Origin of the sequence: Brevibacterium sp. VCM10, assembly GCF_000583215.1 — a bacterium.
GTDB classification, from domain to species: domain Bacteria; phylum Actinomycetota; class Actinomycetes; order Actinomycetales; family Brevibacteriaceae; genus Brevibacterium; species Brevibacterium linens.
Genome location: NZ_JAJB01000007.1, coordinates 1 through 24,738 on the forward strand (window position 1 = coordinate 1; position 24,738 = coordinate 24,738).

General features: G+C 65.3%; 23 protein-coding genes and 1 tRNA gene. 8 read left to right on the forward strand and 16 right to left on the reverse strand.

What is annotated here, in order from left to right; all coding sequences use genetic code 11:
• Positions 1-16: 16 nt before the first annotated feature.
• The 5 genes from AD89_RS0101065 to yczR are packed head-to-tail and all read right to left on the reverse strand — an operon-like array spanning position 17 to position 5,494.
• Positions 17-595 carry a methylated-DNA--[protein]-cysteine S-methyltransferase gene (locus AD89_RS0101065; RefSeq protein WP_025776758.1) on the reverse strand — a complete coding sequence of 193 codons (579 nt, stop codon included), beginning with the start codon at positions 593-595 and terminating at the stop codon, positions 17-19.
• Positions 596-653: 58 nt separating this feature from the next.
• Positions 654-2,111 (reverse strand): AlkA N-terminal domain-containing protein, encoded by a 1,458-nt coding sequence (locus AD89_RS0101070; protein ID WP_025776759.1) that lies wholly within the window; start codon positions 2,109-2,111, stop codon positions 654-656.
• 32 nt (positions 2,112-2,143) lie between these two features.
• Positions 2,144-3,136, reverse strand: coding sequence for an arsenic resistance protein (locus AD89_RS0101075; protein WP_155807340.1), 993 nt, complete (start codon positions 3,134-3,136; stop codon positions 2,144-2,146).
• 46 nt (positions 3,137-3,182) lie between these two features.
• Entirely contained in the window at positions 3,183-3,962 is a 780-nt protein-coding gene (locus AD89_RS0101080) for a YggS family pyridoxal phosphate-dependent enzyme (RefSeq protein WP_025776761.1), read from the reverse strand.
• 41 nt (positions 3,963-4,003) lie between these two features.
• A complete protein-coding gene (gene yczR / locus AD89_RS0101085) occupies positions 4,004-5,494 on the reverse strand; it encodes a MocR-like transcription factor YczR (protein WP_025776762.1) in 1,491 nt (496 codons plus the stop codon).
• Positions 5,495-5,602: 108 nt separating this feature from the next.
• Between yczR and yczE the strand changes: the two genes are divergently transcribed.
• A complete protein-coding gene (yczE, locus tag AD89_RS0101090; RefSeq protein ID WP_025776763.1) occupies positions 5,603-6,298 on the forward strand; it encodes a membrane protein YczE in 696 nt (231 codons plus the stop codon).
• A gap of 60 nt (positions 6,299-6,358) precedes the next feature.
• Here the strand turns inward: yczE and AD89_RS0101095 are convergent, their stop codons facing one another.
• Positions 6,359-7,732, reverse strand: a complete 1,374-nt coding sequence (locus tag AD89_RS0101095; protein WP_025776764.1) for a pyridoxal phosphate-dependent decarboxylase family protein — start codon at positions 7,730-7,732, stop codon at positions 6,359-6,361.
• Positions 7,733-7,892: 160 nt separating this feature from the next.
• On the opposite strand from AD89_RS0101095, the gene AD89_RS0101100 reads away from it, so the two are divergent.
• From AD89_RS0101100 to AD89_RS0101120, 4 genes are all read left to right on the forward strand, one after another.
• A complete protein-coding gene (locus AD89_RS0101100) occupies positions 7,893-8,849 on the forward strand; it encodes a TetR family transcriptional regulator C-terminal domain-containing protein (protein WP_025776765.1) in 957 nt (318 codons plus the stop codon).
• Positions 8,846-9,757, forward strand: coding sequence for a 3-keto-5-aminohexanoate cleavage protein (locus AD89_RS0101105; RefSeq protein ID WP_025776766.1), 912 nt, complete (start codon positions 8,846-8,848; stop codon positions 9,755-9,757). The genes AD89_RS0101100 and AD89_RS0101105 overlap by 4 nt, the downstream gene beginning before the upstream one ends.
• Positions 9,754-11,229, forward strand: coding sequence for a 3-hydroxyacyl-CoA dehydrogenase NAD-binding domain-containing protein (locus tag AD89_RS0101110; RefSeq protein ID WP_025776767.1), 1,476 nt, complete (start codon positions 9,754-9,756; stop codon positions 11,227-11,229). Before AD89_RS0101105 ends, AD89_RS0101110 begins: the two co-directional genes overlap by 4 nt.
• A 210-nt stretch (positions 11,230-11,439) precedes the next feature.
• On the forward strand, positions 11,440-11,982 hold the full coding sequence (locus AD89_RS0101120; protein ID WP_025776768.1) for a YdeI/OmpD-associated family protein: 543 nt from the start codon (positions 11,440-11,442) through the stop codon (positions 11,980-11,982).
• A 31-nt stretch (positions 11,983-12,013) separates the two neighbouring features.
• Here AD89_RS0101120 and AD89_RS0101125 read toward each other — a convergent pair whose 3' ends face one another.
• The 4 genes from AD89_RS0101125 to AD89_RS0101140 all read right to left on the reverse strand — a co-directional run bounded on the left by AD89_RS0101125 (position 12,014) and on the right by AD89_RS0101140 (position 15,304).
• Positions 12,014-13,303: an MFS transporter gene (locus AD89_RS0101125; RefSeq protein ID WP_035319611.1), complete on the reverse strand. Its 1,290-nt coding sequence runs from the start codon at positions 13,301-13,303 to the stop codon at positions 12,014-12,016.
• Positions 13,300-14,652 carry a GH1 family beta-glucosidase gene (locus AD89_RS0101130; RefSeq protein WP_025776770.1) on the reverse strand — a complete coding sequence of 451 codons (1,353 nt, stop codon included), beginning with the start codon at positions 14,650-14,652 and terminating at the stop codon, positions 13,300-13,302. Before AD89_RS0101130 ends, AD89_RS0101125 begins: the two co-directional genes overlap by 4 nt.
• A gap of 111 nt (positions 14,653-14,763) precedes the next feature.
• Positions 14,764-15,114, reverse strand: coding sequence for a DoxX family protein (locus tag AD89_RS0101135; protein WP_035319612.1), 351 nt, complete (start codon positions 15,112-15,114; stop codon positions 14,764-14,766).
• Between the two features lie 117 nt (positions 15,115-15,231).
• Positions 15,232-15,304: transfer RNA gene (locus tag AD89_RS0101140), tRNA-Ala, on the reverse strand.
• 161 nt (positions 15,305-15,465) lie between these two features.
• On the opposite strand from AD89_RS0101140, the gene AD89_RS0101145 reads away from it, so the two are divergent.
• Both AD89_RS0101145 and AD89_RS0101150 read left to right on the forward strand, forming a co-directional pair.
• Positions 15,466-16,677: an NAD(P)/FAD-dependent oxidoreductase gene (locus tag AD89_RS0101145; RefSeq protein ID WP_025776772.1), complete on the forward strand. Its 1,212-nt coding sequence runs from the start codon at positions 15,466-15,468 to the stop codon at positions 16,675-16,677.
• An 83-nt stretch (positions 16,678-16,760) separates the two neighbouring features.
• Positions 16,761-17,483 carry an alpha-ketoglutarate-dependent dioxygenase AlkB family protein gene (locus AD89_RS0101150; RefSeq protein WP_025776773.1) on the forward strand — a complete coding sequence of 241 codons (723 nt, stop codon included), beginning with the start codon at positions 16,761-16,763 and terminating at the stop codon, positions 17,481-17,483.
• A gap of 63 nt (positions 17,484-17,546) precedes the next feature.
• On the opposite strand, the gene AD89_RS0101155 is transcribed toward AD89_RS0101150, so the two are convergent.
• From AD89_RS0101155 to AD89_RS0101180, 6 genes are read right to left on the reverse strand one after another with little or no spacing between them, the layout of a single operon-like run.
• On the reverse strand, positions 17,547-17,936 hold the full coding sequence (locus AD89_RS0101155) for a cation:proton antiporter (RefSeq protein ID WP_025776774.1): 390 nt from the start codon (positions 17,934-17,936) through the stop codon (positions 17,547-17,549).
• Positions 17,936-18,196, reverse strand: a complete 261-nt coding sequence (locus AD89_RS0101160) for a monovalent cation/H+ antiporter complex subunit F (protein WP_025776775.1) — start codon at positions 18,194-18,196, stop codon at positions 17,936-17,938. Before AD89_RS0101160 ends, AD89_RS0101155 begins: the two co-directional genes overlap by 1 nt.
• Positions 18,193-18,567, reverse strand: a complete 375-nt coding sequence (locus AD89_RS0101165; protein ID WP_025776776.1) for a Na+/H+ antiporter subunit E — start codon at positions 18,565-18,567, stop codon at positions 18,193-18,195. Before AD89_RS0101165 ends, AD89_RS0101160 begins: the two co-directional genes overlap by 4 nt.
• A complete protein-coding gene (locus AD89_RS0101170) occupies positions 18,567-20,084 on the reverse strand; it encodes a monovalent cation/H+ antiporter subunit D family protein (protein ID WP_025776777.1) in 1,518 nt (505 codons plus the stop codon). Before AD89_RS0101170 ends, AD89_RS0101165 begins: the two co-directional genes overlap by 1 nt.
• Entirely contained in the window at positions 20,081-20,413 is a 333-nt protein-coding gene (locus tag AD89_RS0101175; RefSeq protein WP_025776778.1) for a sodium:proton antiporter, read from the reverse strand. The genes AD89_RS0101170 and AD89_RS0101175 overlap by 4 nt, the downstream gene beginning before the upstream one ends.
• The gene (locus tag AD89_RS0101180) at positions 20,410-23,448 is read right to left on the reverse strand and encodes a DUF4040 family protein (RefSeq protein ID WP_025776779.1); all 3,039 of its coding nucleotides are present in this window, start codon (positions 23,446-23,448) and stop codon (positions 20,410-20,412) included. The genes AD89_RS0101175 and AD89_RS0101180 overlap by 4 nt, the downstream gene beginning before the upstream one ends.
• A gap of 122 nt (positions 23,449-23,570) precedes the next feature.
• Between AD89_RS0101180 and AD89_RS0101185 the strand changes: the two genes are divergently transcribed.
• Positions 23,571-24,710 carry a glycosyltransferase family 4 protein gene (locus AD89_RS0101185; RefSeq protein WP_197021692.1) on the forward strand — a complete coding sequence of 380 codons (1,140 nt, stop codon included), beginning with the start codon at positions 23,571-23,573 and terminating at the stop codon, positions 24,708-24,710.
• The last annotated feature ends 28 nt before the right edge of the window (positions 24,711-24,738 follow it).

Genomic DNA, 24,738 nt, shown 5'->3' on the forward strand with positions numbered 1-24,738 from the left:
CGCCGTCAGGTAGTAATTAGGGGCGCGATTCTAGGGTGAGTAAGTAACGTTTCTTCTCTTCTCCCCAGGCGTAGCCGGTCATGGAACCGTCCGCGCCGATGACTCGGTGGCAGGGCACGACGATGCTGATGGGGTTCTTTCCGTTGGCGGCGCCCACGGCACGTGCCGCGCCTGGCCGTCCCAACATTTCGGCCAGTTCTCCATAGCCCGCGGTGCTGCCGTACGGGATCTGGGTCAGAGCCGTCCACACGGAGCGCTGGAACTCGGTTCCCTTCGCTGCCAACGGCAGATCGAACTGGGAGCGCTCACCTGCGAAGTACTCCCCCAGCTGCGCCTCCGTTCGGTGGAAGACCTCGAGGCCGTCTTTCGGAGTCGCTTCGACACCGAACGCTCGGTCGAGCCGAGCATCGATGGCTTCGGAGACCTCCAAGTAGAGGCCCGTGAGGTGGATCCCGTCGGACGTGAGCAGGATCGGTCCCAGTTCCGTGTCGAGGATCGCCGTATACAACGGCGCCGAGGCGGCCGGCAGATCGATGGTGACGTTGAGTTCCGGTGCGGCGTCGGGTTGAGTCATTGTCGTGTTCGTCGTGGTCATGTCTGCATGTCCTTCGTGTAAGTGGGTCATCGGTCGTCAGATTCGTTCGGTGCAGCTGTCAGGTTGTAGTGCTGCGAGCATGATGAGCCCACAGGAGGTGCGTGAGGTAGGAGCGCCACGGACTGCAGTTCATTGCTATCTCCTTCCAATCGGCGCTGGTTGCTGAGGTCTCATCGAGCTCGGCAAGGGCCTTCTTCACGCCGAGGTCGGAGTCCATGAAGACGTCGGGGTCGCCTAAGGCGCGCATGCGAATATAGCCGTTGCTCCACGGACCGATTCCGGGCAGTGCCAGCAGGTTCCGGCTCGCTTCCTCACGGTCGCTGCCGGCGCCGAGGTCGACACTGCCGTCGGCCAAAGCGACCGACAGAGCGTGGATCGTCCGGATCCGACTCGCCGGCAGAGCCCAATCGGATGCGGGGACCGCAGCGATCGCATCGGCGGTGGGAAAGACTCTGTCGACTCGGCCGAGAACCATCTCTTTCGGCAGCGGTTCTCCGGTCTGTGCGACGAGGCGTTCCAGGTGTGTCCGGGCTGCGGCCAAAGAGATCTGCTGTCCGAGCACGGTCCGCAACGCCAGTTCGACGGAGTCGCTGCTGCCCGGCGAACGGATTCCCTGATATTCGTCGACGAGGCTGCGCAGACCTGCGGACCGCAGAGTCTCGGCAATCGCCTCGGGATCGGCATCGAGGTCGAGGAGTCGGCGGACGCGGGCGACGGCGCTGCCGAGATCGCGAGTATCGGCCAAGCGGAGACGACAGTCGACGAAGTCCCCAGCACCCTGCCGCACCGTAATCACCGCAGGCCCGTGAGCCAACCTCATCGACCGGGTATACGCGTCGTCCGAGACGTCTTCGATCCCAGTCACGGCTCTCACCGCGAGATACTCGAGCAGATGCGCGAAATCGAACGGCGGACGATAAGCGAGCCTGAGGACCAGCTCATCGGCCACCGATTGCTCGGCACCTGCTTTGCGCAGCTGCCGTGGACTGATCGAATACATCGCGCGGAAGGTGTCGTTGAACTGACGGATGCTGGAGAAACCGGCGGCGAAGGCGATGTCGCTCATCGGCATCGATGTGGCTTCGATGAGCGTCCGGGCGGTCCGGACCCGTTCCGTACGCGCCAGTGCCAGAGGCCCGGCACCGAGTTCGGCATGAATGAGCCGCCCGAGCTGACGAGTGCTGTAGCCCAGTTCGTCGGAGAGGGCATCGACTCCTCCGCGGTCGACGGCACCGTCGCGGATGAGCCGCATGGCGCGGGCCACTAGGTCACCGCGAGTGTCCCATTGCGGGGAATTCGGACTGGCATCCGGGCGGCACCGTCGGCAGGCACGGAAACCGGCATCCGCCGCAGCCGCAGCGGTCACGAAGAAGTCCACGTTCTCTCGCCGCGGAGTCCTCGCCGGGCAGGACGGGCGGCAGAAAATCCCGGTCGTGCGCACAGCAGTGAAGAACATCCCGTCGAATCGTCTGTCGCGGGAGGTGACTGCCTGATAGCACTGGTCGGACGTGAACATAGTTCCATTGTGGGCCCGCATGAGACCGATTACTAGCGGTTTTCGGTCACGGCAATGTCGGGGACCAGACGAGGCAGCACACGGACGAGGACGATGAGCACGAGCAGCTCGATGAGAGTCTGTGTCACGACGCCGGCGGGACCGATTCTCTCACCGGTGATCGCACGCACGATCGGAAGCATGACCAGGGAATTGCGCGTGACGCCCGACAGAATGACGGCTCGCGATCGCCGCGGGCCGATGTGCAGCACCCGGGTGACGAACCATCCGAGCATGGTCATGATGACCGCGAAGAGAACGAAGACGATGGCCGCAGTCCCCAGCTGTCCGGCAGACCCGGCGATCAGCGGGGTGACTGAGGCAGTGATGACGAGCAGGGTCAGCGCCATGACGGGATCCATCAGGCGTGCGGTCGCGGCGAGAGGACGTTCCAGTCTCGGAGTTCGACGGACAATACGGCGGACGACGATAGCGGCTGTGAGCGGAAGGATGATGAACAGCAGCAGTGCGCCGACTAGTGGGCGAATAGGCAGATCGATGCTCAGGCGACCTCCGGAGACCGCCCAGAGCATCACCGGCAGCAGCAACAGCTGAGCGATCATGAGCACGGGAGTGAGCATCAGCAGTCGATCTGCGGCGCCCCCGGCAGCACGTGTGAAGGCGATGACGTAGTCGATACAGGGACACAGCAGCACGATGAGCACTGCCGGCAGCAGCGGGTCGGCGATGTCGAAGACTGCGATGAGACCAGCGACGACCAGTGGCACGACGAAGAAATTCAAGGCTGCCGTCGCTGCGAGAAGAGGCAGGTCGCGAATCGCGCGCATACCCGCGTCGAAGGGGATCTCGAGGAACGTGAGGAAGAGCAGTGCGATGAGGCACGGTGTCACGGCAGATTCAGCCATAGCAGCGAAGCCGCCGATGCCTGCACCGAGGACGACCCCGAGCACAGCGCCGCCGAACCACCAGAGTGTCTGTACCGAGGAGCTGAGGACGGCTTCCGAATTCATCTGTGCGGAGGGCATGTCACGTCCGAACTCCCGACGAGGAGTCGGCACGGAGATCGGCCGCTCAGTCAGCTTCGGGCCAATAGTAGGAATCCGGCAACGCCCTCTTGCCGAAGATCGCCTGGCCGACGCGGACGCAGTTCGCGCCCTCCTCGATGGCGACTTCGAAGTCGCCGGACATGCCCATCGACAGCCGGCCCGGACCGAGCAGATCGGGATCGGTCTCTCGCACCTGGTCACGCAGGCTGCGCAGCATCTGGAAGCAGGGGCGGACGCGGTCGATGTCCGAGGAGAACAGAGCCAGTGTCATCAGCCCCTGCACGTTGAGGGAGTCGAAGGCCCGTACTTCTTTGAGGAACCCGAGGAGCTCTTCCGGGGGCATTCCGAACTTCGAGTCCTCGGCGGAGGTGTTGACCTGGACGTACACGTCGAGGGTGCGTCCCTCCCCTTGGAGTCTGCGGTCGAGGGCTCGGGCGACCTTGAGACGGTCGAGGGCCTGGAATTCCGAGGCGAACTGGGCGACGAACTTCGCCTTGTTCGACTGGAGGTGCCCGATGACAGCCCAGTCGATGTCCAGGTCAGACATCTCCTCTGCCTTGCGGTGGGCCTCCTGTACCTTGTTCTCTCCCAACTTCGTGCAGCCCGCGGCAACGGCCAAGCGGATGCGCTCCTGGGGAACGGTTTTGCTCACGGGCAGCAGTTCGATGTCGGTAATGTCCCGGCCGGCGCGTTCGGCGGCCGCGGCGATCCGGCGTTCCACCTCGGCGACGTTGGTGCGGAACTCCTCGACTGTCGTCGCCGTCGAGTACTGTTCGTCATGACTGAGTCCGTTGTCGTGTCCCATATTTTCATCGTACTCAGGTTCTCTGCCCGTGCATGGGGTGTTCACGCTACGATGCGGGCCCGGTCGGTCGGCCCTCGTCCGTTCATCGATTTGGCTTCCTCCCATGCAGTGGCCAAGCGCGGTCCGACCTCTTCAAGTTCGCTTTCCGTCACCGTAAAGGGCAGTCGCACCCACCGATCGAGACCACCGGCCGGAGCGAAGTTCGGCCCGGCGACGAGGCGAAGGCCATGGTTCCTCGCGGCGATCGAGAGCACCCCGGAACGTGCCTCCGGCAGTTCGGCCCACAGTGCCATACCGCCTGCTGGGACGATGAGCTTCCACTCGGGCAGCCACGACTTCACCTGCGCGGCGAGCTTGTCGCGGGCAGCTCTGAGGCGGGAGCGGCAGTCGGCGACGATCGCGTCGTGGTTCTCCATGAGTTCGACCGTGACGAGCTGTTCGAGAACCGGCGCTCCGAGATCGAGCCCGAGTCGAGAAGAGGCGAAATGGTCCACTCGGTGGCGGGGAATGCGCATCCATCCGATGCGAAGCCCTCCCCAATAGACCTTGCTCACGCTGCCCACCGTCACCGAGTCAGGGATCAGCGCGGACATCGGAGTCGGCACTGTGCCGTCCTCCAATCCCAGTTCGACGAGAGATTCGTCGAAGACGGGGACCACTCGATTCCGGCGCAGTACCTCCGCCAGATCGCGACGCCGATCTTCGGGCAGGAGGGCGCCGGTCGGATTATGGAAGTCGGGAATGAGATACGAGCTGCGCGGACGCATCTGCCCCATGAGCTGGTCCATGGCGTCGATGTCCCAGTGGTGTCCCTGGGGCCCGAACTCGAGCGGATAGGTCACGAGCGTGGCGCCCGCCCCTTCGAGAGTGGCGATCGCATTCGGGTAAGTCGGGCTTTCGACGAGCACTCGCGATGTCGACCGAGTCCCGCCGAGGCGGCCGACTTCATGCGGTTCTATGGCGAGAAGGGCGCGGACGGCGATGGCCGCACCGCCGAGAGCCCCCGAGGTGATGAGGATCTGGTCGGGGTCGGTCGGTGCGCCTCGCTGGGTATAGCGGTCGGCGATGATCTCGCGCAGGACCGGCAGCCCGGACGGATAGTATCCGGTGCCCGGGAGGTACGCGCCCAAACGCGTTAGTGCCTGGTCGTAGGCGTCGAGGATGTCCGGAGCGGCGAACGGTGCGGTGCAGGTGAGGTCGATCTCCGTCTCATCCGCGCCGGCAGGTGAGAGCAGATGGTCGATGCGGCCGCCGGGGACGCTGGGCAACTGAACGACACTGCCGGAGCCGCGGCGGGTGAGGATGTACTCCTGTTCCCGCAGCTGAGCGTAGGCGCGACCCGTCGTCGTCCGCGACAGACCGGTGGCGGTTGCGAGTTCGCGTTCGCTGGGCAGCCTGGCTCCCACCGGCAGTCGTCCGTCGGTGATCGCCGCAGCCACCGCGGCGGCCAGGGATTCGAAAGCAGGCGTTTTCCATGGGCCGTCCCCGATGATGCCCACGAGGCGTTTGGCGCCCATTACCAGTGTGCTCATGATTCGGACCTCATAAGACCACTTTCCTGCAAGTGGCTATTTCACGCAAGACCAATTTGCGCCATGATGGTGTTGTCCCTTTGATCGCACCATAGAGAAAGCCACCGGATGACGAAGATGAGAGCACCGAAACGTCAGCTGGCCAATGTCGGTCCCATCACACAGCTGCGCGGCGGACGGCTGTGGCGACGCCTGCCCCAACTCATCCTCGGCCTCTATCTCTTCGGCGCCTCGATGGCGATGATGGTCAACGCCGGTTTGGGCATGATGCCCTGGGACGTCCTGCACTCCGGCATCCAGAACCACGTGCCGCTGACCTTCGGCACCATCATCACCATTCTCGCGTTTCTCGTGCTCCTCATCTGGATCCCGCTGCGTCAACAGCCCGGCATCGGCACGATCCTCAACGCCCTCCTCGTCGGCCCCGCACTCGATCTCACCCGCCTGTTCCTTCCCCGCCCCGAGGAACTGGGGTGGAACATCGCACTCATGGTCACCGGCGTCGTCCTCAACGGCGCCGCCTCGGCGATGTACATCGGCTCCCAGTTCGGGCCGGGTCCGCGCGATGGACTGATGACGGGGCTGTCCCGAGTGACCGGAAGGTCGATCCGGCTGGTGCGCACCCTCATCGAGGTCAGCGTCGTCGCCGTCGGTTGGCTGCTCGGCGGGGTCGTCGGCGTCGGCACAGTCCTCTATGCGCTGGGCATCGGCCCGATCACCCAGGCCCTGCTTCCCGCTTTCACCGTCGAGCTCCGCCCCCGGCCGACGCCTGAGGCCGGCGCCGAGGATGTCCCCGCGGACTGACTTGCCGTCACCTCCGCATAGTCCTCGGAGAGGGACGGACCACACGTCCGACGCGTGAGCTCACTCCATCGAATCGAGGATGTCGGTGAGATCGTCGAACGTCGTCAGCGGATTGACGATGGCGAACCTGGCATTCGGTCGCCCCTGGTGCGAGCTCGGCACCACGAAGGCCCGCTGGTCCTCGAGCAGGCGATCCGACCACGCGTCATAGTCCGACCGCTGCCAACCGTCACGCTCGAACACGACGACTGAGAGTTCGGGTTCGCGCACGAGTCGCAGATGCTCTCGGTGCTTGATCTCCGTGGCGATCTCGCGCGCAAGATCGATCGAATGGCCGATCGCCTCCCGATAGGTTTCGGCACCATAGCTGGCCAGCGAATACCACAGAGGCAGCCCGCGCGGCCGGCGCGTGAGCTGGATAGCGAAGTCCGAGGGACTCCAGTCCTGGGCGTCGGTGAGCGTATCGAGATACTCGGCCTTCTGCGTATGCGCTCGCCGCCCCGAATTCGGGTCCCGGTAGAGGAGCGCACACGCGTCGAAGGGAGCGAAGAGCCATTTGTGGGGGTCGACGATGAGCGAATCGGCCCGCTCCACCCCGGCGAACTTGTGGCGTGCCCGCGGTGAGAGCATCGCGGCCAGACCGTAGGCACCGTCGATATGGAGCCAGAAGTCGAATTCGTCCTTGAGCGCGGCGATGCCGGCGATATCGTCGATCGTGCCGAAGTTCGTCGTCCCCGAGGTGGCCACCACCGCAATCACGGCATCCCCGTGCTCGATCAGGGCCTCGCGCACTCCGTCGGGCCGCAGGATCCCGTCCGCCCCGGTGGCCACCGGGGCGATGTCGACATCCATGACTTCGGCCGCGGAGGCGACCGACGAATGAGCCTCGGCGCTGCACACGATCGCCCAACGTCCCGGCCGAGCCTCGCCGAGCTTCTCCTTCTGGGCGCTGCGGGCGGCGACGAGCGCGGAGAGGTTGCCGATCGTGCCGCCTTGGACGAACACTCCGCCGGCGCCCGCCGGCAGACCGAATTCGCCGGCCAGCCACCGCAGGACTTCATTCTCGGCGTGGACGACTCCGGCGCCTTCGAGCCATGACCCGCCGTAGAGGGCACTGGCGGAGACGACGAGGTCGAAGGCCACCGCGGCCTTCGTCGGTGCGCTGGGGATGAACGACAGGTACTTCGGATGATCGGTGGAGATGCAGGCGGGGGCGAAGATGTGCTCGAAGATCGCCAACGCCCGAGCTGACCCCAGACCTTCCTCGGTGACGGTGGGTCCGGCCAGTCGACGCAGCTCGGCCTCCGATGTCGGATGGTCGAGGGGGGTGTCCTCGGCCAGAGTCCGACGGCGCGAGTACTCGAGTACGAGGTTCACGAGGTTTCGGGTCTCATCGGAGACGACGTGCATGCGGGAATGAAGACTGTCGGTCATGGGTGCTCCTCGGCGGACTCGGTCATGATGGGGATCTCCCACCGTGTACGACATTAACGGCATACGCGCGACTGTGGGTGAAACCACAGTCTGATCGCAAGTTTTGATTTTCAGTCATCTGATCTTGCGATCCGCTGTCCGACTGGGGTAGGTTCGCCCCATGAGCGGTGATCAGCTTCCCGAGGCGACTGCGGACCGGGCACGCCGAGCCATCGGCCGCAGCGGCCTGTCCCAGAGACGCGTTGCCGAGTCCATCGGCATCGACGAGACGAAGCTGTCCAAAGCTCTGTCCGGTCGTCGCCGGTTCACCGCCGAGGAGCTCCTCGGCTTGGCCACGGCCACCGGGGTGACCGTTCGGTGGATCCTCGGTGACGAGTCACAGGTGTCCGCGCTGCCGCCGAAGCAGACGAGCCACGCCGCCGACGCGTCCGAGGAGGAGACACCGAAGCGCACCATCGTCGAGGCGGCGTGGACGCTGTTCGGCCGTCGCGGCTTCGATGCGGTGCGCATTGCCGACGTCGCCGCGGCCTGCGAGGTCTCGACCGCGAGCGTTCACTACTACTTTGCGAACAAATCCGACCTCTTCGACGCCGCCCTCGACTACTCGGTCAAGCTCGCCTTCGACCGGCAGATCGCCTGGCTCGACGACATCGACGATCCGGCCCTGAGACTCGACCGGCTGCTCGAGCTGCAGTCGCCGCTGGGACGCACCGAACGCGGCGAATGGTCGATCTGGCTGCAGACCTGGGCTCGGCTGTCGCTCGAGGACTCGACGTTGTCGAACTATCCGCTCAGCTATGAACGCTGGTCGAAGACCGTGCAGACGACGATCGAGGACGGGCAGCGCACCGGCCGCTTCCGCTCCGGCGACCCGCGAGCCATGGCCGATGAACTCACCTCTCTGCTCGACGGCCTCGGCATCAAGGTGCTCACCGGAGTGATGGACACGGACACCTTCGCACAGCGACTGCGCACCTACCTCGACCGCTCGATCAGGCATCCGTCGCCCGCACCGGCCACACCGACCACAACAGCCACACCGACCACCTCTGAACGCCCAACCAAGACCACCGCAATGCCAGCCACCAACACCGATCCATCCAAGGAGTCATCATGAACCGCAAGGTCATCCTCACCTGTGCCGTCACCGGCGCCGGAGACACCACCGGCAAGAGCGAGCACGTTCCCGTCACACCCGAAGAGATCGCCGACGACGCGATCGCAGCAGCCCGCGCCGGCGCCTCGGTCGTCCACATCCATGTCCGCGATCTCGAGACCAGACAGGGCTCACGCGAGGTCGCCTACTACCGCGAGGTCGTCCGCCGCATCCGCGCCTCCGACGTCGACCCCGTCATCAACCTCACCGCCGGAATGGGCGGTGACCTCGTCATCGACCCGCAGGACCCCCTGACCACGATGCCGGGCACCGACCTCATCAACGCCTTCGACCGACTCCCCCATGTCGAGGAGCTGCTGCCCGAGATCTGCACGATCGACTGCGGCAGCCTCAACTTCGGCGAAGGGTCGAACCTCTACGTCTCGACCCCTGACATGCTGCGCGAAGGGTCGAAGCGGATCCAGACGTTGGGCGTGCGTCCGGAGATGGAGATCTTCGACACCGGCAATCTGTGGTTCGCCAACGTCCTCGTCGAGGAGGGCCTCATCGATGCCCCGCCGCTGTACCAGCTGTGCATGGGCATCCCCTACGGCGCTCCCGCCGATCCGGGCCTGCTGGGGGCAATGGTGAATATGCTGCCCAAGGGCGCCCAATTCACGTCGTTCGCCATCGGCGCCAATCAGCTGCCGTGGGTCGCCCACTCCGTGCTCGCCGGCGGTCATGCTCGTGTCGGGCTCGAGGACAACCTCTACATGTCCAAGGGTGTCAAGGCCACGAACGCCGACCTCACCGCGCGCGCCGTCGACATCATCGAGAGCCTCGGGGCGGCCGTGGCCACCCCGGACGAGGCCCGCGAGATCCTCGACCTGCGCGTGCAGACCCCGACCATCACCGGAGGTGACCTGTGACCGACTCCACCCCCGCAGACCCCGTTCCCGACTCACCTGCCTTCCCCGACTTCGCCGCGATCGACACCGTCACCTGCGTCGGCGCGGGAACCATCGGCGGCGGTTGGGCCGCGTACTTCCTCGCTCAGGGCTTCCGGGTGAAGATCTGGGACCCCGCCCCGGACGCCGGAGACAAATTCACACGGCTCCTCGACGCGGCATGGCCGGCCCTGGCCGAGCTCGACATGGTCGAGGGAGCCGACCAGACCGCATGGTCGATCCACACCGATCTCGCCGAGGCGATCACCGGCACCGGTTTCGTCCAGGAGTCCGCTCCCGAAGATCTCGCGCTCAAGCGCGGGCTGCTGGCCCAGATCGATGGGCTCTGCCCGCCGAATATCGTCATCAGCTCGTCGACCTCGGGATATTCCATGACCGAGATGGCCACCGAGGCGGCCCACCCCGAGCGCCTCGTCGTCGGCCACCCGTTCAACCCGCCCTACCTCATCCCCTTGGTCGAGGTCGTCGGCGGTCAGTCCACCTCGGCGGCGGCCGTCGACTGGGCCGCTGACTTCTTCACCCACATCGGCAAGTCCGTCATCCGCATGGACCGAGAAGTCCCCGGCTTCATCGCCAACCGTCTGCAGGAGGCGCAGTGGCGGGAGGCCCTTCATATGGTCGCCCAGGGTGAAGCCACGGTCGAACAGATCGACCGCTCGATCACCGACGGCCCCGGACTGCGGTGGCCGTTCCAGGGACCGATGCTCACGTTCCACCTCGCCGGCGGCGAGGGTGGAATGGCTCATATGCTCGATCACTTCGGACCTTCGCTGAAGTCTCCGTGGACCCGTCTGAGCGCACCCGAGCTCAGCCAGCAGCTGCGCGACGATGTTGTGGCCGGCTGCGATATCGAAGCCGGTGAGCGTTCGATCGCCGACCTCGTGGCTCATCGTGACGCCGGGATCATCGCGCTGCGTCGGCTGACCTCGCAGTTGCCCGCCACCGCGGTGCCTGCTCCCCCGCAGTCCGCATCGACGTCGACGACCGCTTCGGAATCGCAGCTCAACACCTACAGCACCGAGGTCGCCCCCGAGTGGATCGACTACAACGGGCACATGTCCGAGGCGTTCTACGTCCTCGTCTTCGGCTTCGCCACCGATCAGGTGATGGATCAGCTCGGACTCGACGCCGGCTACCGGGAATCGCAGAAGGCATCCCTGTACACGGTCGAATCCCATATCCGCTATCTCGACGAGGCGGCGCTCGGCGATCGACTCACCGTCGTTCCGCATCTCGTCAGTGCCGGAGACAAGAAGCTGCACTTCGCCTATGAGATGTTTGTCGGGGACCGACTCGTGTCCACCGAGGAGATCATGGCCCTCCACGTCGACCAGACGACGGACCGAGTCGTGCCCTTCCCGGACACCGTGGCCGACCGGATCTCACAGATCACCACGGAGCGACCGGATTGGGTCGGTCGCTCGATCGGCTGAACCGCCACCAGCGGCTGCGAGGACTACCGATCCTTCAGCGTCCCGCGCGGACCGGCAGGAATGAGAACTGCCGGTCCGTCGTGTTCCCGAGGCGGGCGAACTCATCAGGAATCGAGAAGTCAGCCCAGCCTCGGGCGGCTATTGTGAAAGTCATCGCTTCAATCGAATTCGAGTGTCCGGACCCGACCGCCCGTTCCATGAGGAGTCACCATGACCACCACGACTGCCGACGTCACGTTCACAGCGACCACCGAGGTACTGGGCGACCGCCCGATACTGCGCCTGCCCCAGGACGCCAGCGATCGACTGCCCTCCCGCGGACAGGTCGCCGTCGACGGCACCCTCGACGGCATCGACTTCAGCACTGTCATCGAACCCGACGGTCGACGCGGCCATTGGATCAGTCTCGATGAGGACCAGTGGGAGACGCTCGGGGCGAAGGAAGGTGCCGACGTCGAAGTCGGCGTGACGCCGACGAAGACCTGGCCGGAAGTGACGGTGCCCGCGGACCTCCGTACGGCTCTTGATGCCGCCGGCGATCTCGACGATGTCTGGGACAGCCTCACGCCGATGGCCCGGTGGGAATGGGTGCGGTGGATCAAGGCGACGAAGAACGCCGATACGCGTGCACGCCGAGTCGACGTCGCGATCTCGAAACTCGAAACAGGCAAACGACGTCCCTGCTGCTTCGACCTGTCATCCTGCACGGATCCGGAGCTGTCGAAGAGCGGAAAGCTTCTCGGTCTGTCCTGACCACACATCCGACCGAATGTGCGGAAGTCTCTCAGCCCGACTGCGGAGCTCGCAGCACCGCACGTGAGGGATGCACTGTCAGCGTGAGAACTGCCCCGAGCACGGAGACGACTGCCGCCGCGGCGAAGAGCAGCCAGAATCCGCCGACCAAAGCAACGAGTCCGGCCCCCAGGAGCGGGCCGATCAGCTGTCCGAGATTCGCGGAGCTGTTGACCAGACTGAGATCGCGGGCGTGGTCATCCGGGTCGAGCAGCAGGTCCGTGGCCAGTGCGAGGCTGACCGCCATATAGGCACCGTATCCGGCGCCCATGACTCCGGCCGCCACCGCCGTCGTGGTGAAATCTGGACTGATGAGGATGATGATTCCCGAACAAGCTTGGACGAGTGCGGCGATGACTGTCCAGACGCGTCGGCTGCCTCGTCTGTCCGTGACCATGCCGACGAGCACCGAGGCGGCCACCACGAAGACGGTGTAGATGACGATGAGGATGAGCAGGCTGTTCTCTGCGTCGCCGGCCGGGATCGTGATTCCGTAGAGCAGGAAGAACAGCAGCAGCGACGTGCCGAAGGCATTGCCGACATTGACGATGAATCGGCTGATGAGCAGCCGGGTGAAGCTCGGGTCGACGAGCGAGGACACCCGCGGCCGGATGAGTTCGCGACGGGCGTGGAACTCGAGCACGGCTGTGTGCGGCAGAGGCGGATCGGGCAGCAGAATCGCGGTGACCGTGCCGATGACGAGGATGAATCCGGCCAGCACCGCGTACGATGCGCCGGTGCTCAGACCCAGCAGCACGATCGCGGCGACGCCGACGACGACTCCGACGGCTTGAGCCGAGCTGGCCGCCGCCGACGCCGCACCGCGCTGGTCATCGAGCTGATCGGCGATGAGCGCGGTCAGTGCCGACGATGTCACGGACACACCGACCGAGGTGACCACCCAGGCGGCGCCGACCAGCAGCGGTCCCTCGGCAATGCCGGTGAGCACGAGGCCGAACGCGGCCAGCAGCGATCCTCCGATCGCCCAGGGGCGTCTCCTGCCGAAACGGGATCGAGTGCGGTCGGAGAGCCGTCCGGCCACAGGCGCTGCGATGATTCCGGCCAGGCCTCCGGCTGAGAGCACGAGCCCGGACCAGATGACCCCGTCGATCCAGTGTCCGCTCTGAGTGTCGAGCTGCAGGGGCAGGAGAAGCTGGATCGGTGTCAGCTGCACCGTCCAGATCGCCAGCCAGGCGAGGGTGAACCACACCATCCACCACGGTGAGACGCGTGCGCGAGAGGCAGAGCCGCCTCGGTGAGGTGGTGGGCTGAGGGTGCTCATGACCGGGCCGCGGAGATGAGATCCCGATACCAGCGGTAGGAGGCCTTCGGCGTTCGCGTTCCGGTGTGCATATCGACGTGGACGAGGCCGAAGCGCTGGCTCCATCCGTCGGCCCATTCGAAATTGTCCAGCAGCGACCAGACGGTATATCCGTCGATGCGCACGCCCGCGGCCTTGGCATCGATCACTGCACCGAGGTGGCCGCGCAGATAGTCGATCCGCGCGGTATCGCTGAGCTCCGCGGTCGTGGTCTCCGGTTCGGGAAATGACGCCCCGTTCTCGGTGATGATGATCGGCGGGAGCGCGGATTCGTAGCGGCGGTCCATGTCGATGAGGAAGTCGCGCATCGTATCCGGGCGGATCGGCCACATGGGACCGAACCCGGTCACGGGTGCTCCGGGGGTCGGCACCATCTCGAATGGAATCGGTCCTGCACAGGCACGGACGGTTGTCGGGTTGTAGTAGTTGAAGCCGTAGACCTCATTCGGTGCTGAGATGAGTTCCATATCGCCGTCCGCCACGGGCAGCTCGACGCCGAAGGCACTGAGGTCGGGATAGGTGCCCAGGAGCAGCGGGTCGGCGAAGAGCCGGTTGAGGATTCCGTCGAGCAGGCCGGCCGCGGCCTGGTCGTCGGCTGCTCGGGAAGCAGGTAGAACGAGACTGTGGTTGAGCGTCGGTGCGGCCTGAACTGCGCCGTGTTCTCGCAGGATGGGCGCGGCGATCCCGTGTGCCAGCAGTTGGTGGTGGACGGTGGGCAGGGAATCGAAGAGCAGATTGCGCCCGGGTGCCAACTCCCCCAGCGCATAGCCCTGCAGTGATGTCGATGCGGGTTCGTTGATCGTGTACCAGTGGCGGACTCGATCGCCGAGGCGACCGGCCACTACCGCCGCATAGTCGCCGAAATGGGAGGCCGTGTCTCGGTTGAGCCACCCGCCGTCCGTCTCGAGTGCGACCGGCAGGTCCCAGTGGTAGAGCGTCGGTTCCGGGGTGATCCCGGCAACGAGCAGTCCGTCGACGAGCCGATCGTAGTAGTCGAGTCCGGCCGGGTTCACCGAGGCATCCGTGCCTGCGTTCGGGATGACCCGGGTCCACGAGATGGAGAAGCGGTACCGGTCGACGCCGAGGTCGGCCAGCAGACCGATGTCGTCGTCGACGCGGTGGTAGCTGTCGGGGCCGGGTTCGGCAGTGCTGCCGTCGATGACATTGCCGGGTGCATCGACGAAGTCATCCCAGATGCTGCGACCGCGACCGTCTGCGGTGCGTGCGCCTTCGATCTGAAAGGCGGCCGTGGCCGCGGAGAAGTGCATTCCGGCCACAGCACGGATGTCGATCGGGAATCTCTCCACCATGAATCGAATATGTCACGGTTGGTGAGGGCCTGCAACAGATGACCCGAAGCCCGGCCGGTACGGGTTCGCTCTGCGACGTGGTCCGGCACGCAGGGAGCGGCTGCAGAGGATTCAGTCGGTGTCAGCGGCAATCGCGGCCGCAGCCCACACCAGCGGGATCTGCAGCGGCAGCCTCGCACAGGCGATTGCTCGGCCCTTCGGGTTGTCCCAGTGTTGGACCACTGTGTAGATATTGGCGGGGAAGACGCCGACCATGAGCGCGGCAGATGCGGCACCGCCGAGGCGCCGGGTGGCCGGGTTGGCCAACAGTCCTGCACAGCCGAGCTCAGCGATGCCGCTGGCATAGGTCCAGAATCGCGGGTTGCCCAAACGAGGCGGGACGATGGAGTCGAAGAGATCGGGCCGGGAGAAGTGGGCGACGCCGGCAAGACCCAGGATGCCGGTCATGATCGCCGTCTTCATTCCACGTCCGCCCTCAGTCTGTTCACTTCGCCATGTCTCCTGCCGCAGAGCCTGCTCCCGATGGCATGAGAACCTCAACGCGGGATTCGGCATCGAACGAGGCGACCGGGCGATGTGTGGAGCTAAGGGGAATCGAACCCCTGACCTTCTCATTGCGAACGAGACGCTCTACCAACTGAGCTATAGCCCCTGACCACAGTCAGCTTACGCCTGCACCCGGCTGCAGACCAAAAACGCGCGGCCGCAGACATCGGTCGATCGGCACAGCCGTCACCTGGAGCGGATCCGGTGGAGTCGGGTGAACTCTGCGAGTACAGTCGACAGAGAGTCCCCTCTACGAAAGGACCGACAATGGCAGACGAATTCGGAACAGTCGTCATCGGCGCAGGACTGGCAGGAGGCACCGTGGTCGAATCCCTGCGCGACGCCGGCTACACGGCACAGATCGCGCTCGTCGGCGCCGATCCTGCGGCGCCGTACTATCGGCCGGACCTGTCGAAGAAGGTGATGATCGAAGGGTCGGATCCTGCCGATTCGGCACTCCGCGGCGAAGACTGGTACTCCGCTCACGATGTCTCGACGTTCTTCGGCACCTCGGTGAATTCCATCGACACAGACACTCAGACCCTCACCCTCGATGACGGACGGGAATTGGCGTATGGTCAGGCGATCCTCGCAACCGGGGCCGTACCCCGCACACTCGATGTCCCCGGCGCTCAGCTGGGCAACGTCCACACCCTCCGCGATGCCGGGGACGCCGTGGCCATCCGCTCCCAGTTCGGCGACGGCAAGAAGGTCGCTGTCATCGGCGGCGGTTGGATCGGCCTCGAAGTCGCGGCAGCGGCGAAGTCCCACGGCTGCGATGTCACGGTGATCCTCCACACTGACGCTCCCCCACTCTCAACCGTCCTCGGACAACAGCTCGGAGAGCACTTCGAGGACCTGCACCGCAAGAACGGCGTGAACTTCCTCAAGAACGCGGAGACGACCGCGTTCACCGGTGACTCCGCGGTCGAGGGCGTCGAGACGACCGCCGGGAGTGTTCCCGCCGATCTCGTCGTGATCGGAATCGGCGCCGATCCTGCCATCGATCTCGCCTCCTCGGCGGGATTGGCGACCGACAACGGCGTCATCGTCGACGAACAGATGCGCACCTCCGACGGCAGTATCCTCGCCATCGGCGATATCGCAGACGCGCAGAACGTTCTGCGCGGTGAACGTCTGCGCGTCGAGCACTGGGACAATGCCGTTCGCCAGGCCGAGGTAGCGGCCTCGACGATCAGCGGCGGGACCAAGGCCTACGATTGGCAGCCGTACTTCTACACCGACCAGTTCGACCTCGGAATGGAATACGTCGGACGCGGAGACCCCGCGGACGACGTCATCATCCGCGGTGACGAGTCCAGCGGCGAATTCATCGTCTTCTGGCATCGCGACGGCACGGTCACCGCGGCCATGAACGTCAATGTCTGGGACTACGGCGACGAGCTCCGCGCCCTCATCGGCAAGGAAGTCAGCGCCGATCGGCTGGCCGACGAACAGGTGCCCGTCGACCAGCTCTGAGGCCGAGAGGCTCGCGGACTCGCCGCTCGTGTCTGCTCGGGTCTCGTGATGAGTCCCGAGCCCACTCTGGCATCCTGGTAGACATGGACTCCCTCTTCGCCGATGAGACTTTCGACCGCCGACCGGCAGTCGTCGCACCCGGTGCGGTCTGGGTGCCGGGCTTCCTCACCGCTGAGGCACAGCAGTGGATCATCGCCCGCTATGCCGAATGGCAGTCCGGTCCGGTTCCCCCTCATGCCGCAACGATCGCGGGCCATCCGATGAGCGTGACGACGATCGGGCTGGGCTGGCATTGGCAACCCGGGCGGTACGACCGCCGTGCCGTCGACGTCAACGACAAGGTGGTGCTGCCCTTCCCCGATTGGATGACCCGCCTGGGCCGTCAGGTTCTGCAGACGGCGGTCACGGTCGTCGAGGACTCCGGGGAATTCGCTGCAGGAACGGCCGCCGCATGGGGTTTCGACCCTGCCGGCTACCACCCGGATGTAGCTCTCGTGAACTACTACGACGAGCACGCGAAGATGGGCATGCATCAGGACAAGGACGAATTCGACCCTGCGCCGGTCGTCTCCCTGTCATTGGGCGATACATGCCTCTTCCGGTTCGGGAACACGGAGACCCGCAATCGTCCCTTCGAGGATCTGCGCTTGGCCTCGGGTGACGCCTTCGTCTTCGGCGGCCCTGCCCGCTTCGCCTACCACGGGGTCAGGTCGATCCAGCCGGGAACCGCACCGGACGCGGGACGGCTGGACCACCTCGGCGGGGGCAGGATCAACATCACGATGCGCACGACCGGGCGGAACTGAGCCCACGCGTTCGGTCGCCCGGCAGACCCAACTGATCCAGCAGACCCAACTGATTGAGTCGGATCAGGAGTCCTTCGCCTCGGGGTCGATGTCGACAACCCCTTCTGGCGGTGCTGCCAGCCGATTGGGCGAGGTCTTCCGGAACACCGGCTGTCCTGACAGCACCGTCGACCTGGCCAGGGTATTGCTCGCGACCGAGGACACGATGATCAGGCACAACACTGCGATGACGGCCATGATCAGCGAGAACCAGGAGAACCCGGACGAATAGAGGTCGAAGATGAAGGCCGCAATGACGATGAAGGGCATGCCCAGGCCCGTAGCCGGCGAGAACACGTTGATCCGCGACAGGGCGTCGCGAACACGGAACATCGCCAGCGCGGAGCTGAGCAGCAGCAGGGATCCGGTGATGCCGAAGATCCCGACGAGGGTCGTGGCCAGTGTTTCATTCATCAGCGGTGCCCCCTCGTGAGGATGCGCGACAGAGCGATCGTGGCGAGGATCCCTACCATGGAGGACAGGAAGACCACGTCGAGGACGATCGACGAGGCTACCATGATGCCGAGCATCGTGACGATCGCGATGGCCGAGAAGTAGATGAGGTCCGAAACCACTGCACGTGAACCCTGATCGCGGGCCGTGAGCACGCGGATGAGGCCGATGATGATAGCGACGGCGAGTATGACCGAGCAGATGCCGGCGATGACGATCATGGATGCCCTCCCTGCAGATCGGTGTGTGGACCCGGCGCACGTCCACGGGTCATGGACAGCAGCCGTGACTCCATGTCGATGAGCCCGTCGAGGGCGGATTCCTCCGACTCCTCGAACAGGGCGTGGACGAAGATCACTGGCGGGGTCGTCGACGTGCCGGCCGCGATCGCTGTGACCAGCGTGCCGGGCGTGATGGTGATCGACGACGCGAACAGGGTGACTTCGAGGTCGGTGGCGCAGCGCATCGGCAGCTCGACGATCATCGGCTGGGCATAGTCGCTGCGGAAGAGTCGGGCGATGACGGTCGCCGACCCCGTGATGATCGCCCGGACGATGAAGCCGACGTAGGAGATGCCGTGGATGAGACGCATCACGGTGCCATCACCGCCTCAATGTAGTCGCTGTGATCGAGCAGACCCTCGGCTCCCCGGAGTGTGAGGTCGAGCAGGGGCTCCGGGAAGCAGAAGAGCGCAACGGAGAGTCCGATCATGATCGTCGCCGGCACCAGCAGACGGGCGGGAATGCGCACGCTGCGCATGATCGGTTCGGCTGGGGCACGCCCGGTCTCTGCCGAGTCCGGGCGGTAGGTCTGCATCGGCGGTCCCCAGAAGGTGTTGCGCCAGGTGCGCTGAAGCGCCAGCAGGCTGATCGCTGCGCCCGCTGTGATCGCAGCGACAAGGACCCATCCGACGCCGCCGCCGGTGTCCGTGGAAGCCCGAATGAGTCCGACCTTGCCCCACAGTCCCGAGGTCGGCGGAAGACCGACCAGGGAGAAGAGTCCGAGGATCATGAGGATGGTCGCCCATCGCTCGCGGGAGGCGAGCCCGGACAGCTTGCGGAAGGATCCCGTGCCGTAGGTCTGTTCGACCGCGCCCATGATGAGCAGCAGACCGGCCATCGTGATCATATGGTGCATCATGTAGAAGGCACCGGCGCCGAGGGCCGCCGAGGTCAGCAGGGTGACGCCGACGAGGATGTGGCCGACGCCGGCAGTCATCTGGAATCCGAGCACATTGCGCACCCGCACCTGCCCGAAGCCGGAGACCGCACCGATGAGGATGCTCGCCACCGCGACGATGAGCAGGACCGTCGCCCACGGCGCGGGTTCACCGTAGACCGTGGTGTAGATGCGGTAGATCGCGTAGAGCCCGACCTTCGAATGCAGCCCGGAGAACAGCGACATCATGCCCGCCGAGGTGTTCGGATAGCTGCGGACGAGCCAGCCGTGGAAGGGCGCGCCGCCGGCCTTGATGAACAGCGACAGCAGCACCACGCCCAGCGCGATCCCTGCCTGGCCGGTCGGCTGTCCCTGACCTGCCAGAACCGCGAGGTTGACCGTGCCGGTGGCACCATAGACGAATCCGACGCCGATGAGCAGCATCGTCGAGGTCAGCAGGTTGACCATCACATAGAGTCGTCCGATCCCGAGCCTGCGCCAGGTGCCGGTGACGGCGATGAGGGCGTAGGCGGGCAGCATCATCACTTCGACGAAGACGAAGAGGTTGAACAGATCACCGGTCAGCAGCGCACCATAGACTCCGGTGAGCATCATCATGATGAGCGCCGGAACGAACCGGTACTGATCCTCTCCGGTGGAGATGAGGAACAGGCTGCTGACGAACGCGACGAGTGAGGTGAGCACGAGCATGAGCGCAGTGAACGTGTCCGAGACGAACACGATCGCCAGACCGGGCACATAGTCGCCGACGGAATGGGCGATCACCGGGGTCGAGCCGTGCAGGCCGAGGAGCCCGATCCCGCTGCCGCCGACGAACACGGGAACAGCGAGCAGGAGCAGTCGGTCGAAGGTGCGTGAGGTGATGAGCACACTCAACGCGGAGGCCAGGAGCGGGAGGCCGATGAGCAGGAGGAGCAGGGCTGAATTCATGAGTCGCGCTCCTCCCCCGTCTCCGGGCTGCGTTTCTGGTCGTCGTCATGGCCGAGCACGGCCAGAGCGAGCATGAAGATCGTCACCGCCAAAGTGATGACGATGGCGGTGAGGACGAATGCCTGAGGCAGCGGGTCGGCCGCGTCGGCAAGGGAACCGCGCCCGGCCAGAGGTTCGCCTCTCCAGGCGCCGACACCGGCCGAGAGCAGGATGAAGTTCGCTGCGTGGGAGATGAGGGTGAGTCCGAAGACTCCCCGAACCATGGAGCGCTGCATCATGAGGTAGACGCCTCCGGCAGTGAGGACGCCGATCGTCAGTGCCAGGATCATGCTTCCTCCCCATCTCCGCCGGCCGGTGAGTCCCCGCGGAGGATATGCGTCGAGTTCGCCCGCACCTTCGCTTCCTCGGAATCCTCAGCGCCGCGGCGGCGGCTGCGTTCGGGACGTTCCCCGCGGATTGCCTCCATCGGACCGCTCAACTCCCCGTAGAGCAGCTCATCGGCACGTTCGCGGGTGCGTTCGACGTCGCGTCGGATGATGCCGTTGGTGAGCACATCGTCACCGGCCGGAGTCGCCGCGGAGTCCGAGACGCCGAGGAGGTTGAACGAGAGCAGCATGAGTCCGAGCACCGCCAGGTAGACGCCGACATCGAAGAGCATCGACGTCGTCCAATGCTGACCGGCGAACTCGGCGTGCATCGGGTGGAGGAACGAACCGGCGAACAGGAGACCGATGATGCCGGTGACCACTGCCGTGGCCACGCCGGAGCCGATGAGGTACAGGGGTGCCCGCGGCGGACCGATCGCACGATCCTTCGGCGTCGACAGGTAGGCCAAGCCGATGACGGCTGAACCGACGAGCGCGGCGATGAATCCGCCGCCCGGGGAATTGTGACCACGCCAGAAGATCAGCAGTGAGCTCACCGCCAACAGCGGACCGAGGACCTTCAGCGTCAGCTGCAGCGGGATGACGTTCGGCCACGCCTCGTGGACGCCACGGTACGCAGTGGTGCCCTTGGGGCGGATGGACACCCACGGAGGCCGCGGCGGTTCCGGGATGTTCTCGGCCGGCGGGTCGATGAACTTGTCCTTGACCGTCGACATCACAGCGACGATTGCGATTCCGGCCATGCCGAGGACGGTCAGCTCACCGAGGGTGTCGAGGGCACGGAATTCGACGAGGATCGTGTTGACGATGTTGTCTCCGCCGCTGATCTCCGGAGCCTTGTCGAGATAGTACAGACCCAGGTCGGAGCGTTCCCGCCGGCCGTTGAGCACCAGGGTGAGTCCGGCCGCGCTGGCACCGACGATGACCGCCAGAAGCAGTCGCGGCGTCTGTTTGCGCTTCGGGTACTTCCAGAACGACCGGGGAAGTTTCTGGAGCACGAGCATGATGACGATGATCGTCATTGCTTCGACGAGCAGCTGGGTCAGGGTGACGTCGGGGGCGCCGAGGGCCAGGATCTGCACGGTGGCGAGGATGCCGATGGCAGACAGCGCCACAACCGTGGTCAGACGCGAATGCGAGGTGCACAGGACGAGGACCGCCACGGTGATGAGGATGAGCAGGATGACATCCACCGGACGGCTGAGATTCTGCTGCAGCGGCGGCAAGTCGGCGAAGACGACGGGAATCGAGCCGATGGCGAGCACGCTCAGCCCGCCCAACGACATCGCCAGATAGGGTCCGGAGTTCATCGGGCGGACGAAGGTTGCAAGACCGTGTCCCAGACGTTCGAGGCCCGTCGTCAGCGAGTCGATGACATCGGCTCCGTCGAACGGCAGCGTGGCCTTGTGGAAGAAGACGAACACGCGTGAGCGACGCAGGATGAGGACCACGCCGATGGCGATGATGAGTCCAGAGGCGAGCAGTTCGATGTTGAATCCGTGCCACAGCGCCAGATGGACCTCTTCGGTGGCGTTCGGCACCGCCGCGCGCACCACGTGGTCGAGCGGAGTGTCGAGGAGGAAGAGGACGAAGCTCAGCGGAAACGAGGCCAGGATCGGCAGGGCCGCCGCGATGAGCATGACGGGAGAACCGCGGTGGATGTCACCCGACTCGGGTTCGCGCCCGTCGATGAAGCTGCCCCAGACGGTCTTCGCACAATAGGCGAAGGTGAGCACGGAGGCACCGACCGCGACGAGCAGAGCCACCCACCCGGCCCAGGGACCGCCCGGCGTCTCTCCCAGGGCCGTGAACAGGGCTTCCTTCGACACGAAGCCCAACAGCGGCGGAATCCCGGTCATGGATGCACAGCCGATGATCATCACCGTGAACGCCGCCGGAGCGGACCGCATGAGTTTCGGGATCCGTGCGAGGTCGCGGGTGCCGGCGAGGTGGTCGACGACTCCGACCATCATGAACAGGCCGGACTTGAACAGAGCGTGAGCGATGACGTGGAGAGTGGCGGCAGCGATGGCCGCCTCGGTGCCGACGCCGATGACGGCGGTGATGAGGCCCAGCTGGGACACCGTCGAATAGGCCATGAGCTTCTTCACGTCATGTTGGTTGAGTGCGAACCAGCCGCCCAGACACGCAGTGAGAAGTCCCGCCGTCACGAGCAGAACGTTCCAGGCCGGCGTGGCGTGGAAGGTCGGTGAGAACCGCAGCATGAGGAAGATGCCGGCTTTGACGACGGCAGCGGCATGCAGATAGGCCGAGACCGGGGTGGCGGCGGCCATCGCATCGGGCAGCCACGGGTGGAAGGGGAACTGCGCGGACTTCGTCATGGCGGCGACGCCGACGAGCAGAGCCACCAGTGTCGTGACCTCGGGCTGGCCCGTCCACACCGGGGAGCTGATCGCCTCGGCGAGGTTCGTCGTCCCGGTCACCGCGATGATCACACCGGTGGCCACCAGCAGGCTGAGGCCTCCGATGAAGGTGAAGAACATCGTCCGCAGGGCCGGTGCCTGTCCGGGTGATCCGGACCGGGCGATGAGGAAGAAGGACGCCAGGGACGTCAGCTCCCAGCACACGAACAGCACGAGCACATCGTTGGTGAGCACGAGCGCGACCATGGAGAACGTGAAGATCACCATCAGCCAGTAGAAGCTCGTGTTCCGGCCCGGGCTGAGGTAGCGGGTCGAATAGATGAACACGACTGCCCCGATGATCAGGGCGATATAGGTGAAGACGACGCCGATGCCGTCGGCTCGCAGAGCCAGGTCGACGCCGAGACTGGGAATCCACCGATAGGACGTCTCGGGATTGTTCCCGGCCATCACCTCGGCGGCGGTAGGGGTGAACAGCGCAGCCACGCCCAGGTAGGCGGCGGCGAGCGGCCAGCCGCTCTCCCGCCCGGCGAAACGGGTGAGGACCGGGGTGAGGACGACAAGTCCGGCCAGAGCGATTAGCGTTAGGATCATGAGCGGGCCTCAACGGCCGCGGGCACAGGTGATGATTCCTTCACTCACTGATCCTTCGTCGCAAAACACGCATTCTGACAGACACAGACTTTCGAAGAATCAGACTATCGACTCGGAGTTCTATGAGCAAAAGCACAGAGCGCCGTCAGCCCTCTCCGAGGCTGTCGGTCTTCTTCGACGCGCGCTTCACCCGCACCGATCACCACGACGGGATCTCCCGGTACGGTTCGTGTCTGCTCTCGGCTCTGCTCGAGGCCGTCGAGGGCACGGAGATCGACGTCACTGTGATCATCAGCGATCGGGCCCAGCTGGCGCTTCTGCCCGATTGCGCATGGGTCGAGTTGTCAGACCCCACCTCCCCCGCCGAGGTAGCCATCGCCGGAAAGCTCAATGCCCTGGGAGCCGATGTCGTGTTCTCCACGATGCAGACGATGGGCTCCTTCGGTCGCCGGTACGGGCTCATTCTGACCATCCACGACCTCATCTACTACTCCCACCCCAAGCCGCCCGGCGATCTGCCGTTGCCGGTCCGGCTGCTGTGGCGGGCGTACCATCTGAGTTTCCTCCCGCAGCGGCTCCTCCTCAATCGTGCCGACGCGGTGGCGGCAGTGTCCGAGACGACGAAGGATCTCATCGCCGCTCATCACCTGACTCGCAGGCCGGTACAGGTGGTGTCCAATGCCGCCGAGGTGGCCGCCACCTCCGCGCGGACGGTGAACCGACACGATGCGAAGTCACTCCTGTACATGGGCGCATTCCTGCCGTACAAGAACGTCGAGGCCCTCATCCGCGCCCTCGAGCACCTGCCCGGGTGGACCCTGCACATCGCCAGCCGCATCGACGGACGTCGGGAAGCTCAGCTGCGTGCCCTCATCCCCGACCGAGCGAAGGTCGTCTTCCACCGAGGAGTCAGCGAAGAGGAGTACGCGCGCCTGCTCGACGAGTCGACAGGTCTGGTCACGGCCTCGCGCGACGAGGGATTCGGGCTGCCCGTGATCGAGGCGATGGCTCAGGGCGTGCCCGTGGCCGTCTCGGACATTCCGATCTTTCGGGAGATCGCCGCCGAGGCGGCCGAATACTTCGACCCCGAGGACCCGCAGTCGATCGCCGAGGCGATCACCCGGCTCACGGACGCCGAAAGATGGGCGGGGAAGTCCGCGGCCGGACAGGTGCAGGCACAGGCCTTCGATTGGGCGAGGTCGGCGGACTCGCTGGTCGAGCTCATCAGATCCGTCGCACCGGCCCGGACGGCCGACAGCTGAGTCCGGCGCGGCCGGGACGGCGGAGAAC